The organism is Paenibacillus rhizosphaerae, assembly GCF_014192015.1.
Taxonomy (GTDB): domain Bacteria; phylum Bacillota; class Bacilli; order Paenibacillales; family Paenibacillaceae; genus Paenibacillus_AQ; species Paenibacillus_AQ rhizosphaerae.
In genome coordinates this window covers 468,987-483,784 of the sequence record NZ_JACHXJ010000001.1, presented here as the reverse complement: position 1 = coordinate 483,784, position 14,798 = coordinate 468,987, and the positions used below count along the sequence as shown (strand labels likewise).

The window sequence follows — 14,798 nt, the reverse complement described above, 5'->3', positions numbered from 1 at the left end:
TTACTTTAACGTGATCGTGACGGATGAAGCGCCGGCCGCAGGCGTAATGACTGCACCGAGTTCGCCGCTTGCCGCCGCGCCCTGATCCACGGACGCCACGTCGCCAATACCGCGGAGCACGAGCGTCCAAGGCTTGCCGGCCCCTGTGGCCTTCACCTCAATGACATTGCCGCTGCGGGATGCGGTGACGCTGAGCTCATGTTCGGCCAGCGTATTCACGATGTCGGCCTGCGCCGCAGCGCCGTCGCCAAGCTCAAACAGGTGCAGCGAGACGCCGTCGGCATAATCGTAGTCCGGTCTGCTGTCTTCCTTACCCACCGCAAGGAGGGTGTTCGGCTTGATCATCATCGGCAGGGTCATATATCCATGGTTCTCGCTGTACCACCGGTTACCTTCCAGCACCTCGCCTGTCAGATAGTTCGTCCACTTGCCTTCCGGCAGGTAGTACTGGACGTCGCCTTCTTTATTGAAGATCGGCGCCACCAGAATCGAATCGCCCAGCATGTACTGCGTATCCAGCGTGAAGCAGGTCGGATCCTGCGGATATTCCAGTACCATCGCTCTCATCATCGGCAGTCCGCGCTCCGTGGATTCCACTGCCGAGTTATAAAGGTAAGGCATGATGCTGCATTTCAGCTTCGTAAACTTGCGCACCACGTCGACTGCCTCTTCGTCAAACAGCCAAGGCACCCGATACGATGTGCTGCCGTGCAGGCGGCTGTGGGACGAAAGCAGGCCGAACTGCACCCAGCGCTTGTAAATATCCGGCGGAGCCGTATTTTCGAAGCCGCTGATGTCATGGCTCCAGAAGCCGAACCCGGACAGGCCGAGCGACAGACCGCCGCGGACCGTCTCCGCCATCGATTCGTACGTTGCGGAGCAGTCGCCGCCCCAGTGAACCGGGAACTGCTGGCCGCCGACCGTGGCCGAACGGGCGAACAAAGCCGCTTCTCCTTTGCCCAGCTTGTCTTCCAGCACTTCAAATACCGCCTTGTTGTACAAGAAGGTATAGTAGTTGTGCATTTTCACCGGATCGGATCCGTCGAAATAGACGACGTTGGTCGGAATTCTTTCGCCGAAGTCGGTTTTGAAGCAGTCGACGCCCTGGTCGATCAGCACTTCGAGCTTGCTCTTGTACCATTTCACCGCATCGGGATTCGTAAAGTCCACGAGGCCCATGCCGGCCTGCCACAAATCCCACTGCCATACGGAACCGTCCGGCGTTTTCACCAGGTAACCGTTCTCCATGCCTTCATCGAAGAGGTACGATTTTTCCGCAATATACGGGTTGATCCAGGCACAGATCTTCAGCCCCTTGTCTTTCAGCCGTCTCAGCATACCTTCCGGATCGGGGAACATATCCTTGTCCCATTCAAAATCGCACCACTGGTATTCCTTCATCCAGAAGCAGTCGAAATGGAAGACGGAGAGCGGCAGATCGCGCTCGGCCATGCCGTCCACGAAGTGGTTGACAGTCGCTTCATCGTAATCCGTCGTAAAGGATGTCGTCAGCCACAAACCGAAGGTCCAGGCCGGCGGAAGCGCAGGCTTGCCCGTCAGCTTCGTGTAGTTATCCAGCACGTCCTTCGGCGTGGCGCCGCCAATGATGAAGTACTCCAGATATTCACCTTCGACACTGAACTGCACTCTGGATACGTTTTCAGACGCAATCTCATAGGATACCTTTTCCGGATGGTTGACGAACACGCCGTAGCCTTTGTTGGACAAATAAAACGGGATGTTTTTGTACGACTGCTCACTGCTCGTGCCGCCGTCCTCGTTCCAGATTTCGACCACCTGGCCGTTCTTTACAAACGGGGTGAAGCGTTCGCCAAGGCCGTAGATGTATTCGCCGACGCCCAGGTCAAGCTGCTCGCGGTAATACGCTTTTTTATCCGGATCCTGGATATAAGCAGGCGCTCTCCAGCCGCTGCCGGTAATCCGTTTGCCGGCATAGTTGAAATCGATGTTCCAGCCCTGCTTGCGGTTGACCTGCACGCTCAGCTGGCCGCTGGTCAGCACCGCGGCATCTTCGTCTACCGAAATTTGCACGTTGGTATCGCTTGGGAACAATTCGAACGCAGGTCCTTTGCTTACTTTCCCTTTATGATGAAACAGCTTGACGCGGATTACATCCGGCATCGGGGAGCTGAAATCGGCCTTCAGAAGCGTACCGTTCAGCGTGTCGCCCTTGGTTGCAATGATTTTCGTCGCCGCGAATACAGTCATGGAGTCGCTTGTATGTGTAATATCGCGGATATCCGCAGGATTTTGTACGTTGTAACCTTCCCGGATCATCCAGTAACCGTCCGTGAATTTCATGTTTTGTCCCTCCTAGAGTTTATATTATAATAATATTGATCTAATGAAGAGAATTCTTACGTTATTTTGACCAAATATATTAATATTTTGATAATTGATAGAATGGAAGTGACATCTGATGAATCGAGAAATGCTCAGGGAGAACCGCGTGCACGGGCATCCGCTGTATCCCGTCAGCATCTACCCCAGAGTCGAGCAGCTCAACGGACAGAGCATTCTGGACTGCCACTGGCATGATGAAATGGAATTTATCGTGCTGCATCAAGGCAGCGCCGTCTTTCAGCTCGATATGACGTATGTGGAGGTATGCGCAGGCGAAGCATTATTCGTCAACAGCGGGGAAATTCACTCAGGGATGCTGGCCTCGGATGAACCGTGCATCTTTTCAGCGGTCGTGTTCAGCGCCGAATTGCTCGGAAGCCCGGACTTTGACATCATTCAGGAGAAATATATCGAACCCTTGATGAAAAAGACCTTTACGCCGCAACAGCACATCACCGGAAACTCGGAATGGGAAAAGGACATTTTAGACGCGCTGCACCGGATTATCCGCGAAAACGAAGCCAAAGTACCGGCTTACGAGCTGTCGACGAAAGCGCATCTGCTCTGGATCTTCGCCCTGCTGTCGGCTCATGCGCCGCGGGGCGAAGACAGCAAAAGCCGCCCCACCGGAAGCCATGACAAGGTGGAGCGGCTGAAAACCGCGCTTCATTATATACATGATCATTACGCCGAGCCGCTTAAGCTCAAAGAGCTGGCGGGACAGATCAATATGAGCGAAGGGCATTTTTGCCGTTTTTTCAAACAGATGACCCAGAAGAGCCCCGTGGAATACGTCAACCACTACCGGGTGCTCAAGGCATGTAAGCTGCTGGAGAACACCGACAAAAAAATCGTCGAGGTTGCCCTGGATGTCGGATTTGACAACCTCAGCTACTTCATTACCGTCTTCAAGCAGCATAAAGGCTGTACCCCGGCCAAATACCGTAAGCCGTTCGAGGAACAGGCCTACGTGCTGACGGAACCCGTGTGAATCCCGCCGAATTGGTCGGAACTATCGGTCCATGCCTGACTCTAGGCCAAAACGTACTTATCTTCCGCCACATCCGTGATGAAGCGGCTGGGCTCGCCCAGGCTGTATACATGGAGCTGGTGCATCGCCCGGGTACAAGCCGTGTAGAACAGCTTCCGTTCGGACTCCCGGCCGTATTCGCCGGCCGACGCGTCATAGATGATGACCGCATCAAACTCGACCCCTTTTGCCAAATAGGATGGGATGACCAGCGTCCCGTTTGCGAAGGAAGGGGTCGTTTTCGTGATCTTTTTCAGCGGCAGTCGATCCTTCAGCGCTTCGTAGACCGCCTCGGACTCCTCCGCCGTTTTGCAGATGATGGCCGTATGCTCATAGCCTTTGGCGTTCAGCTCCAGAATATCCGTGACGATCCGGTCGTGAAGCTCTTCCCGGTCCTGCTGAACCCGCACGAGCGGCTTTTCCCCGTTCCGGTTAAACGGCACGATCGCTTCCCCGCCCGGCATCATGCTTCGGGTAAAATCCACGATTTCATAAGTCGAACGGTAGCTGCGGGTCAGCGAAATTACCTCCGTCTCTTCCGGGCCATACAGCTCCTGCAGCGACGCTAAACTGCCGCCGAGCACACCGGTGTGCGGGTAGATTCCCTGGTTCAGGTCTCCCAGTGCCGTCATGCGCGCCCGCGGGAACAGCCGCTTGAGGTATTCCAGCTGGAACGGGGAATAATCCTGAACCTCGTCGATGAACACGTGCCGGATCATGCTGTTGACCTGAAATCCTTTCATCAGCTCCTGCATGTACAGATAAGGCGTCGCGTCCTCGTAGGACAGCCTTCCTTCCATGAGATCCTGAACCGTTTGAGCACCGATCTCACGATACCGCTCCGGCAAATCGCCTGTGCCGCTGACCCGGGCAAACAGTTCTTCATTGACGAACAACTCACGGTACAGCGCCTTGACGTCAACGAACCGCTTGCGCTTGATCCATTTGCGAACCGGCTTCAGCCACTCGTTGACGATCATTTTGGCCAGCAGGTTCCGTTCGCGCTCGTGATCGTCGAAGGTGTCTTTCTTGGACGCGAGCTTTCTGCGGACATGGGTGTACGCCTTTTGATACTCCTCCGCGCTGAGCAGCTCAATCTGGTCATCGACCCAGGCTGCCTTCCGCTCCTGCTTTGCAAAGGCGGCAAGTTCCTTCTGCAGCCACTCCCGCATCAGCTCGATCCGGTTGGCCAGTCGAACCGCAGGGTCGTAGCTGTAAAATTTCTCTTTCATCGCTTCCGCCGAAACGATCAGATGGCCCTTGAAGCGAATCGGCTTAAAGATCATGCCGTCATGCTCCAAATAATCCTTGTAGCTCCGGATGATGTTCAGGAACGCCGGGGAAGCCTTGAAGGCGATGGACGCCTTCTTGTTCTCGAGCCATTCCCCTTCCTCCGCATTCAGAATCGACTCCATCTGCGAAAACACGTCTTCCAGGTCGAATTCCTTGCTAAGCCGGTGTTCCAGATACGCCTGGAACGTCGTCTGCATCATGTTCTCCTCGCCCAGCTCCGGCAGGACGGTGGAGACATAGCTGTTAAACAGCGGATTGGGGGAAAACAGAAGCACCTGATCGGCCTTCAGAATCTCCCTGTATTTATAGAGCAAATAGGCGACGCGCTGCAGGGCCGCAGACGTCTTGCCGCTCCCGGCCGCCCCCTGCACGACCAGCATCCGGCTCTTGTCGTTGCGGATCACGGCGTTCTGCTCCTTCTGAATCGTCGCCACGATGCTCTTCATCTGGCTGTCGGAGCTGTGGCTGAGCACCTGCTGCAGCAGCTCGTCGCCGATCGTGACGCCGGTATCGAACATGACGTCGATCCGGCCGTCCTTTATGACGAACTGGCGCTTCAGTTCCATCGTTCCTTCAATTTCGCCGCCGGGTGTCTGGTAGGAAGCCGGCCCGGGTGCGCCGTCATAGTACAGGCTCGATACGGGAGCACGCCAGTCATACACGAGGAAGGTCTCCTGGTCGTCATCCAGGAACGAAGCGATGCCCAGGTAAATCTGTTCCGTCTGCTTCTGTCCCTTTTCCGTAAAATCAATCCGGCCGAAATACGGCGATTTCTCCAGCAGCCGCAGCTTCTTCAAGGATTCAAAAGCCTGCAGATGGCTGCGCTCGCGCTCCGACAGCACCTGAGACTGCTGCCGTAAACTGGTCGAGGTCTCTCCGAGGTCGTCGGCGCTGCTGAAGTTGACGCGGACCTCGTCCCAGAAATCCTTTCTCAGCTCCACGACATCTTCGCGGACCGTTCCGACCTCCGCTTCAAGCGCTTTTTTGCGCCGGGCGATTTTCCCGGTGACCTGAGTGACCCGCTCCTGCTCCTGCTGCCAGTCCTGATCGTTTAAATCCATGCCGATATCCATCCCCTTTTAGATGTTTGACAAACTCATCCCAATGTGATAAAATCCATGTAGGATTATTATTTTTATTTGTATCTATTTAAAGTCACAAGTTCTATATTACCAACAATTGAATTGTAAATCAATGCAGGATAAGGGGAGCCTCCGGCTCCCCTTTTTGGTGTGCTTCGTCCTTCAGAGGGGCTGTGGGCATCGCCCCGATTGACTTCGTGACTCAACCTGTATCTTATTATAATTCGCGGACAGTCTGTCCGTTTCCTTTTACTTAACCCAATCTTTGCATGGCTAAAAAGACCGGCGGGGCCATAGATGGCACCCGCCGGTTTGAATGTTCCTCGCCCTTTTCAAATTCCTTGCTTAGCTCCGGAACAGCGGCACGATCTCAATGCCTTCCGCCGAAATTCGGACCAGCCCTTTATCCGACAGGCGCAGCTCCGGAATAACGACCAGTGCCAGAAGCGACAGCGTCATGAACGCGTTATTCAGCAGGCAGCCGGACTGAATCAGCGCCTGGCTGATCGCTTCGGACTGGCTCGCGACCGTTTCAAACGGTTGATCGGACATCAGGCCACCGACCGGCAGCGGAAACTCCGTCTGAGCCGTGCTCGTGATCATCACGACGCCGCCCTGCATCTCGGCCACCCGGTTTCCCGCTTTCGCCATAAGCCGGTCATCATTCCCGATGACCGTTACGTTATGACTGTCATGGGCCACAGTCATCGCGATGGCCGCCGGCTCTTCAAAGCCGAGCCCCGTCACGATGCCGAGCGCGTGGCCTCCGCCTTGACCGTGGCGTTCAAATACCGCCATTTTGCAGAGGCCGCTCTCCGGCGTAACGCGAAGCGCCGAATCTTCCACAGGCACGCTCACCCAGGTTTCCTTCGTCTCCACATGATTCTCCACGACCCCAATCGCCCGGACCTCAACCGTTCCGTCCGTCTGCGGCGCCGCGATGACCAAATCCCGTTCTTCAATCGGGCGCGCCAGCTTGACGGTGCCGTATGCCTCTGCCGGTATGGCATATGGCTCCCATTCGGCGGTCATCCGGCCTTCCTCCGCCACGACCTGTCCGGCCGCGATCGTCATCGTGACGTTCACGTCGGCCAAATTCCCGTCCAGCAAAATGATATCCGCACAGAGTCCGGGCGCGATCGCCCCGATATCCCGGGCCACCCCGAACCGTTCGGCCGTATTAACCGTGGCCATCTGGAAAGCCGTGACCGGCTTGACACCCTGCGCAATGGCATGGCGGACGACAAAATTCATATGCCCCTCGTTCATCAGTGACTCGGAGCTCCGGTCGTCGGTAACCAGAATCATGCGCCGGGTATCCAGGCCGCCTTCGGTATGCGCCTTGATGGTCGCCGCAACGTCATGCCAGGCTGATCCTTGACGCATCTTGGCATACATGCCGAGCCGGACGCGCTCGATGACATCCTCCGCGCTCACGCATTCATGGTCACCGTCAATGCCGCTCGCCGCATACACCGGCAGCCTCCAATCGCCGGAGCTCCAAGTAAAGTGGCCGTCCGCGTACTTCCCGGCCCGCAGCGTCGCCTCGATCTCCCCGATCATTTTGTCGTCGCCGTAGACGACACCGGGAAAGTTCATCACTTCACCCAATCCGATCATATCCGGCCCCCAGCTGAGCGCTTCCGCCACTTCTTCAGGTCCGATGTAAGCCCCGGTGGTTTCCAGCCCGGGGTGGGTTGACGGCACGCAGGATGCGACCTGCATATAGGCGGCCAGAGGCGTCGTTCTGGCTTCCTCGAGCATGAAGCGAAGGCCCGGCAGCCCAAGGACGTTCGAAATTTCATGCGCATCGAAAAAACCGCCTGTCGTGCCCAGCGGAAGCACCGCTCTGGCGAATTCCGTTGCCGTGAGCTGTGTACTTTCTATATGACAATGCCCGTCCAGCAGTCCGGGCGCCGCATATTTGCCTCCGGCATCAATGACTACCGTCCCTTCGCCGATCGTATGGCTCACGTCCTTGCCGACATAAGCAATCCGCGATCCCTGTACTGCAATGGACATCTCCGGCACGATTTCGCCTGACAGGACGTTGACCAGTCTCGCATTCAGGATGACGAGGCTTGCTTTGCGGTCCCCGCGGGCGGTGGCGACCAAATCCCGGACGCAGTCGGCCATGGGAAGTCTTTTCCAAGTGTTGTTTTGCATAGTAAACCCTCCAGTCTCTCTATCTCTTGATCGATGTCTGTAACATCATCCATGCTGCCGGACGGCATTAGGTTAGTCATATTATATATCCGAACAAGGACGAAAACTTTACATTTCTTAAGATTTTCTTGTAGGGCAATTAAAGTTTGATGGTTAGACTGGTAAAAGAATGAAAGGTATTCAAAACGAATAAACGAGGTATGATCCAATGAAATCAAAACAAAAGCAAAAAAGAAAACTGATGGCGCTGGCGCTGCTGTCGAGCTTGACGGTCGCCGCGGCCGTCAGCCTGATCCGGTTTCCCATGATTACGATCAAAGCGCAGGCAGCCGTTCTTATGGATGCGGAGAGCGGAAAGGTATATTATGAGCATAACGGGTCTCAAGCACTCCCGCCGGCCAGCATGTCCAAAATGATGACGGAACTGCTCGTGCTGGACAGCATCCATCAGGGGCGAAGCTCCTGGGATGATCCCGTCACCGCCAGCCGGTATGCTGCGAACGTGACGGGTTCGGAAATCGGACTCCGCGAGGGCGATACGCTGACGCTGCGCCAGCTGTTCGAAGCGATGGTCGTGCACTCCGCCAACGATGCGGCGGTGGCTATTTCCGAGCATATCGGCGGAAGCGAGAAAGAATTCGTCAAACGAATGAACGCCAGAGCTGAAGACATCGGCCTGTCCCCCCAGGCCGTTTTCGCCAATGCGACCGGCCTGACCTCAAGCGACCTGCGGCAGTTCAAGTCCGCGTCTTCGCGGGGAGAGACGATGCTGAGCGCGCAGGATGTGGCCAAGCTGGCGAAGTGCCTCATTGAATCCTACCCCGAAATTTTAAATATTACGCAGAAGGCCGATGTCAGCATACCCGAGAAGCGAATTACGCTTCATACGACCAACGCGATGCTCCCAGGCGAGCCTTACGCCTATCCGGGCAACGACGGCTTCAAAACCGGGTATACGGAGCGGGCCGGATACTGCTTTACCGGAACGACCGAAAAGGACGGCAAGCGGGTCATTGCCGTTGTCATGGGAGCGCCAGACACCGAGACCCGGTTCCAGGACGCCGCGACCATGTTCGATTACGCCTTCGAGCATGCGGACAATCCGGCCCGCAGCTGGCTGACCCGAACGGTCCGTGCCGTCTCGAACTTATAGACATGTACTTGATGGAGGTTTATGAATGCGCAACATTATGGTCGTCGACGACGACAAGGAAATTGCCAATCTGATTTCGATTTATATGCAAAATGAAGGTTTTCACGTCATCTGCGCCTATCATGGCGAGGAGGCGCTCCAGCTGCTGAACGAGCATCCGGTGGATCTCATTGTACTGGACGTGATGATGCCCAAGCTGAACGGACTCGAGGTCTGCCGCCAGGTTCGGGAGAACGAGTCGACCATTCCGATTCTGATGCTCAGTGCCAAGACCGAGGATATGGACAAAATTCTCGGCCTGATGACAGGTGCCGACGATTACATGATCAAGCCGTTTAATCCGCTGGAACTGACCGTGAGGGTCAAAACGCTCCTCCGGCGTTCTTTTCAATATAATGAACCGAAAGAGCAGACGGATTCCACCCTTCGGATTCACGATGTGGAGATCAACCGGACTTCCCATAAAGTAACCGCCCGGGGGACCGACGTACAGCTCACCGGCCGCGAATTCGATATTCTCCACCTGCTCGCCTCCCATCCGGGGAGAGTGTTCAGCGCCGAGGAAATCTTCCAGCGGGTCTGGAAGGAAAAGTATTACGTCTCCAACAATACGGTCATGGTCCACATCAGCAACCTCCGGGACAAGCTGGAGAGGGAACTGGGGTACAAGCTGATCCAAACCATGTGGGGAGTTGGTTATAAAATCGATGCGTAGTTTATTTAACAAGCTGCAGTGGAAAATCGTCACGTTATTTTTCCTCAGCGTCGCCCTCACGTTCGCTACGCTGATGATCGTCAAGCCAATCCTGCAGTCGGTGTACGACGATCATTTCAAGGTGCTGTATCCCTTTGTGGAAGCGATCATCCGGGTCAACCGGATTTTTGGGTTTTCCGTATGGCAGGCCGTCGTCGTCATTATGCTGTTCATTTTTTACTGCATGATTCTAAGCTGGGGCACGACCCGGAATTTGACCAATATCATCCGCGGGGTTCAGCGCATGTCTTCCGGCAATACGAATGTCCAGATTCCGGTTCGATCCAAGGATGAGCTCGGGCTGCTCGCCGGACAGATTAATGCGCTGGTCTCCCAGCTCGAAGCCTCCAGGGAGGAGGAGCGTCTGGCGACCCAAGCCAAAAACGATCTGATCACCAACGTTTCCCACGATCTCCGCACGCCGCTGACGTCGATCATCGGCTATCTCCGGCTGATTGAGGAAGACAAATACAAGGACGAGGTAGAGCTGCGGTACTACGTCAATATCGCTTACGAAAAATCCAAACGGATGAATCGGCTGGTGAACGATCTGTTCGATTATACCCGTATGGGCTTCGGCCAAATTCCGCTGCACCGCACTCCCATCGATCTCGTGCAGCTAATCGGTCAGCTGACCGCGGAGTTTTCGCTGCAGCTGCGCAACCAGGACATGGAAATCGTCTTCTCTCCGCCGCAGGAGAAGCTGATGATCCAGGCGGATGGCGACAAGATCATGCAGGCGTTCGAGAACCTCATTACCAACGCGATGCGCTATGGCAATGACGGAAAACAGATCCGGGTGGAAGCCAAGAAGTTGGAGCAGGAGGCCGAGGTCCGGGTCATCAACTATGGACCGCCGATCCCGCCGATGGACCTCCCTTATATTTTCGAACGCTTCTACCGCGTCGAGAAATCCCGTTCCCTGGACACCGGCGGCGCCGGTTTGGGGCTGGCCATCGTCAAGAGCATCATCGAGCTGCATGACGGGCAAATTTATGCTTCGAGCAACACGGCGGAAACGGCGTTTATCGTGAAGCTGCCGCTGATCGATCTTAGGGCTTAGCAACTTAAAACCCCGGTCAACTGCGTCTCTGCCGCAGGTGGCCGGGGTTTATGCATACCTTCTATTTTTTGATCCACGATGCCCAGAAGCCGGATTCATCGTCATCGGTTTTATGATAATGCTCGACCAATCGGTTCAGCCGCTCCAGCTGATACCCGTAATCGTACATCGTGGCCCCCACGATGGATAAGCGCAGCCTGCCTTCGGGTTCCTCGACGGCCAGGCTCAGCACGCCTTGAATAAACGCGGTATTTTCCTGGTCCAGCTGCGAAGCTTCCAGGCAGTTCGGCTTGAGCTTCTCCTCGAATTTGAGCAGGATGTGCTCGTGAAACTTGATCAGCCGCTCCAGTTGTTCATCAAAGATCCGGTCGGTGCCGGCTTCCCGGTCCGACTGAAAATAATGCTCCTCCACCGCGTCCAGCACTTCACGCCCTTTCCGCAGAGCATTCAGCATCTGCTTATAGACGACCAGAAGCCGGGTCTGGCTGAAGGAGGCCCGCTTCATCTTCTTCTGCTCCTCCTCGAACAGCTGATACTTGCTCGACAGCGATTTGATCGCATCCTCCAGCTCGCGCTTTTTATCACGGAACACATTTTCCTTGATTTCGTCCGAAATGGCCGTCCGCATGAGCAGCGACATCCGGTCGAACGTATTTTGGATCTGCCCGATAAACTGCTCCTTGGGCTTCGGCGGAAACAGTAAAATATTAATCAAAAAGGCCGATACGATGCCGATCAAGCTGAGTGAAAACCGGGTCAGCGCAAACTGCCATTGCCCTGAGGCCTCCATTACGGCGATGACCGTAACCAGCGTCAGGCCAATGGTATCACCCATCTTCAGTTTGAGGCATATCATGATGACCAAGATGCACACCAGGCCGACGGCAATCGGTTCGTTTGAAAACACCTGGCCTGCAAGCAGCGCCAGTACGGCGCCCAGCGTATTGGTCTGGAGCTGGTCCAGAAAGTACCGCCATGAGCGGTAAATCGACGGCTGCATGGCAAAAATAGCCGCCACGGCCGCCATCACCGGCGAAGACAAGTTAAGCCAAATACTGATATATAAAGCGAGGGTAACCGCGATTCCCGTCTTTAACATCCTCGCGCCAAAAGTCACGCTCACCCCTCCTAATTCCAACATTATACGGATTGAACTACAGTTATTATTGAATTTCTTATTAAAGCGGCCCAATGCGGCCTATTACATCTCATTAGTTCATTCTATATCTAGTACATATTGTATCGTCTTCCCGAATTAATTACCCGGTGAAGCGCCTTGTGATACCAAACCAAATATTTCAGCCGGTGCCTAGTCCACATCTTTGGGTATACATGTATGTTTTTCCAAATCAGGCGCATAATAGGACAGAAAATAAGAAGCATGACCTAATTCAACCAAGAGGTGAACTGACATGAATCCAATCCAAAATGTGCTGCTGGCCGGTGCGCTGGCCTGCATCGTGTTCGCCGGATCCCACGGCATGGCTTTCGCCGACCCGGCGCCTGTTCCTCCCCAAACGGACGACTCCCCATCTGCCCATATAGCTACGCCGGACCAGGACCGAAAGGAGAACGGCCATCACATCCGCCATGGACATCACGGCCGCAAGTACATCCTGCTTAAAGACGCCGCGGATCTGCTCGGCATGAGCGTCCAGGATCTCAGTAAAGAATGGAAGCAGGGCAAAACGCTGCAGCAGATCGCCAAGGAGAAAAAAGGCTGGAGCGGCGATGAGCTCGTCAAGAAGATGACAGCCGTCCAAAGCTCCAAAATCGATGCCGCCGTCAAAGCCGGCAAAATGACCCAGGAGCGTGCCGACCAGCTCAAGCAGAAGCTGCCCGCTTCCTTGAAGCGGTTTACCGAGCGGACGTACCGCCCGCACTCGGACCGCCGCCAGCCGGGTTCTTACTCACACATTTAACGATAAGGATATCCGCACAATAAAATCCTAACTTCAACCGTTAGGATTTTTTGTGTGGTATTTTTCTGTTCTTCTTAGCGGCTCCAGCGGGTTCATCTTTCGGCCCGTTGACCGGCACCTCCAGCAGATCCAGCAGGAACATGAACACCGGCACGCCAAGAATTAGCCCCCACACTCCGAAGAAGTGCTCGGAGATGATCAGTACGGCAAACGTATAAAATATCGGCAGATGCGTTTTGTCCGACATAAACTTCGGATTCATGACGTACGCCTCGAACGCGTGCAGGACGGCCACCATAATCAGGACGTAAATGACCTTCATGACACCGCCGATGCTGAACGCGATGGCACACAGCGGCACCAGCGAGACGATGACCCCCATGACCGGCACGAGGCCGAGGAGGAAGATCATCAGCCCGAGGGCGAACAGGTTAGGAAATCCAAGGATCCACAGAAACAGTGTGGAAGCCGTCGCATTAATGATGGAAATCAAAAACTGGACCTCGATCACTTTTCCGAAAGAAAACGTAAATTTTTTGCCGAAGTAAGATAATTCCTCATAAAAATAGGCGAATTTGCTGCTTCTGAACTTTTCCGTGAAATGGGTCACTTTCTCTTTCTCCAGCATAAAGAACAAGCTCATGATGATCGCGATAGCGAAATTGAGGCCGAACTTGCCGATGTTGGAGATCGTTCCGGTCAGCAGGTTGTACCCCTGCTTGATGTACTGCGAAATATCAATCTTATGGATGTACTCCAGCACGTAGTCCATGACTTTATTGTCGGTAAGCTCCAGCGGCTTGCTGTAAAACGAAATGACCTGGTTGATCAGCACGTTCAGTTCCCCCAGCAGCTTGGGAGCGTATTGATAGGTTCCGATCGACAAGGCTCCAAGAAAGATGGCGTAAATAAGTAATACGGCGATCTTCTTGCTGATTCCCATCCGGTTCGTAAACCGCCGGGTGAGCGACGAATGAATCCGGTTCACCAGGTACGTAATAATGAAGGTAATCAGAATGAGGTTCATCATGCTCCGGAAGACATACAAAAACAGCACGAGCAAAATGAGGACCATCACCTTTTTAACGGCAGGCAGTTGAACAAAATCTCTGAACGACGTCATCGGACCGAAGCCATACACCCTTTCTTTAAAAGATCTTTATGCAATCATATTACGCGAGCGGGACGTTTTCATGCAAGTTTCTGCCGCCCGGTTTACGGTTTTCATTTACATGCGCCTACGCCTTGGGCTTCCAATACTTTTCAAAGACATAAATGGACAGCATCAGCCACGTTGCGCTCGCCAAATACCCGCCGAAGACGTCGCTCGGATAATGCACTCCGAGATAGATCCGGCTGATCCCGATCAGCAGCGTCAGGGCCACCCCGATGACGATCATCGCAAGCCTTCCGGCCAAAGCGGGAATATGCCTCCACAGCAAATAAGTCAGCGTGCCGTACAGTGCGAACGCAGCCATCGAGTGCCCGCTCGGAAAGCTGAATCCGCTGATTTCGATCAGCCGGTGCGTGTCGGGTCGCTGCCGCTGCATCCAATTTTTGATGATGATGTTCCATATTTCCGAGCCCCCCACCGACAGAAAAAACATCAGCAGCTCCATGCGGTGCCTCAGAACCAGCCACAGAAACAGGAACGCGATCACGCTAAGCAGCGTTGCCACGAGCGATGACCCCAGAAAGGTGAAACCCTTCATGATTCGGGTCAATCCCTCATTCTCCATCCCCTGAACGGCGCTGATGATCGATTTGTCAAACCAGGCAATCCGGTCCGCTCCGACCAGGACCATCAGAATGACGAACAGCACGCCCAGCACCAGGCTCGTAACTAACAGCTTATTCAGCCGTCTTTGATTTGCTTTCATATCTCTTATGTACTCCTCTCTCTATAGAACCCCCGCTTCTGCCACACGGTATGACTTTAATATTATCCACGAAGACCCGGCCTTTGTCACG

The 14,798-nt window shown here is 54.5% G+C and carries 11 protein-coding genes; 5 read left to right on the top strand and 6 right to left on the bottom strand.

The features are described 5' to 3' along the window. On the bottom strand, positions 1 to 2,322 hold the full coding sequence (gene yicI / locus FHS19_RS01995) for an alpha-xylosidase (RefSeq protein ID WP_183577905.1): 2,322 nt from the start codon (positions 2,320 to 2,322) through the stop codon (positions 1 to 3). A 118-nt stretch (positions 2,323 to 2,440) separates the two neighbouring features. On the opposite strand from yicI, the gene FHS19_RS01990 reads away from it, so the two are divergent. Then, entirely contained in the window at positions 2,441 to 3,355 is a 915-nt protein-coding gene (locus tag FHS19_RS01990; RefSeq protein WP_183577900.1) for an AraC family transcriptional regulator, read from the top strand. Between the two features lie 41 nt (positions 3,356 to 3,396). Here the strand turns inward: FHS19_RS01990 and helD are convergent, their stop codons facing one another. Together helD and FHS19_RS01980 are read right to left on the bottom strand one after the other, a co-directional pair. Beyond that, the gene (gene helD / locus FHS19_RS01985) at positions 3,397 to 5,748 is read right to left on the bottom strand and encodes an RNA polymerase recycling motor HelD (RefSeq protein WP_183577897.1); all 2,352 of its coding nucleotides are present in this window, start codon (positions 5,746 to 5,748) and stop codon (positions 3,397 to 3,399) included. 366 nt (positions 5,749 to 6,114) lie between these two features. Further along, entirely contained in the window at positions 6,115 to 7,935 is a 1,821-nt protein-coding gene (locus FHS19_RS01980; RefSeq protein WP_183577894.1) for an adenine deaminase, read from the bottom strand. A 208-nt stretch (positions 7,936 to 8,143) separates the two neighbouring features. Here FHS19_RS01980 and FHS19_RS01975 point away from each other — a divergent pair, with 208 nt between their 5' ends. The 3 genes from FHS19_RS01975 to FHS19_RS01965 are packed head-to-tail and all read left to right on the top strand — an operon-like array spanning position 8,144 to position 10,905. After that, positions 8,144 to 9,088: a D-alanyl-D-alanine carboxypeptidase family protein gene (locus FHS19_RS01975; protein ID WP_183577891.1), complete on the top strand. Its 945-nt coding sequence runs from the start codon at positions 8,144 to 8,146 to the stop codon at positions 9,086 to 9,088. Positions 9,089 to 9,113: 25 nt separating this feature from the next. Continuing rightward, positions 9,114 to 9,803 (top strand): response regulator transcription factor, encoded by a 690-nt coding sequence (locus FHS19_RS01970; RefSeq protein WP_183577888.1) that lies wholly within the window; start codon positions 9,114 to 9,116, stop codon positions 9,801 to 9,803. Continuing rightward, complete coding sequence (locus FHS19_RS01965; RefSeq protein ID WP_183577885.1) at positions 9,796 to 10,905, top strand: sensor histidine kinase; 1,110 nt, start codon at positions 9,796 to 9,798, stop codon at positions 10,903 to 10,905. Before FHS19_RS01970 ends, FHS19_RS01965 begins: the two co-directional genes overlap by 8 nt. Positions 10,906 to 10,966: 61 nt before the next feature. On the opposite strand, the gene FHS19_RS01960 is transcribed toward FHS19_RS01965, so the two are convergent. Then, complete coding sequence (locus FHS19_RS01960; RefSeq protein WP_183577882.1) at positions 10,967 to 12,022, bottom strand: FUSC family protein; 1,056 nt, start codon at positions 12,020 to 12,022, stop codon at positions 10,967 to 10,969. A gap of 295 nt (positions 12,023 to 12,317) precedes the next feature. Here FHS19_RS01960 and FHS19_RS01955 point away from each other — a divergent pair, with 295 nt between their 5' ends. Continuing rightward, positions 12,318 to 12,827 (top strand): hypothetical protein, encoded by a 510-nt coding sequence (locus tag FHS19_RS01955; RefSeq protein WP_183577879.1) that lies wholly within the window; start codon positions 12,318 to 12,320, stop codon positions 12,825 to 12,827. A 40-nt stretch (positions 12,828 to 12,867) separates the two neighbouring features. Here FHS19_RS01955 and FHS19_RS01950 read toward each other — a convergent pair whose 3' ends face one another. Both FHS19_RS01950 and FHS19_RS01945 read right to left on the bottom strand, forming a co-directional pair. Next, positions 12,868 to 13,950: an AI-2E family transporter gene (locus FHS19_RS01950; protein WP_183577876.1), complete on the bottom strand. Its 1,083-nt coding sequence runs from the start codon at positions 13,948 to 13,950 to the stop codon at positions 12,868 to 12,870. 115 nt (positions 13,951 to 14,065) lie between these two features. Beyond that, a complete protein-coding gene (locus tag FHS19_RS01945) occupies positions 14,066 to 14,707 on the bottom strand; it encodes a phosphatase PAP2 family protein (protein ID WP_183577873.1) in 642 nt (213 codons plus the stop codon). Positions 14,708 to 14,798 lie beyond the last annotated feature (91 nt).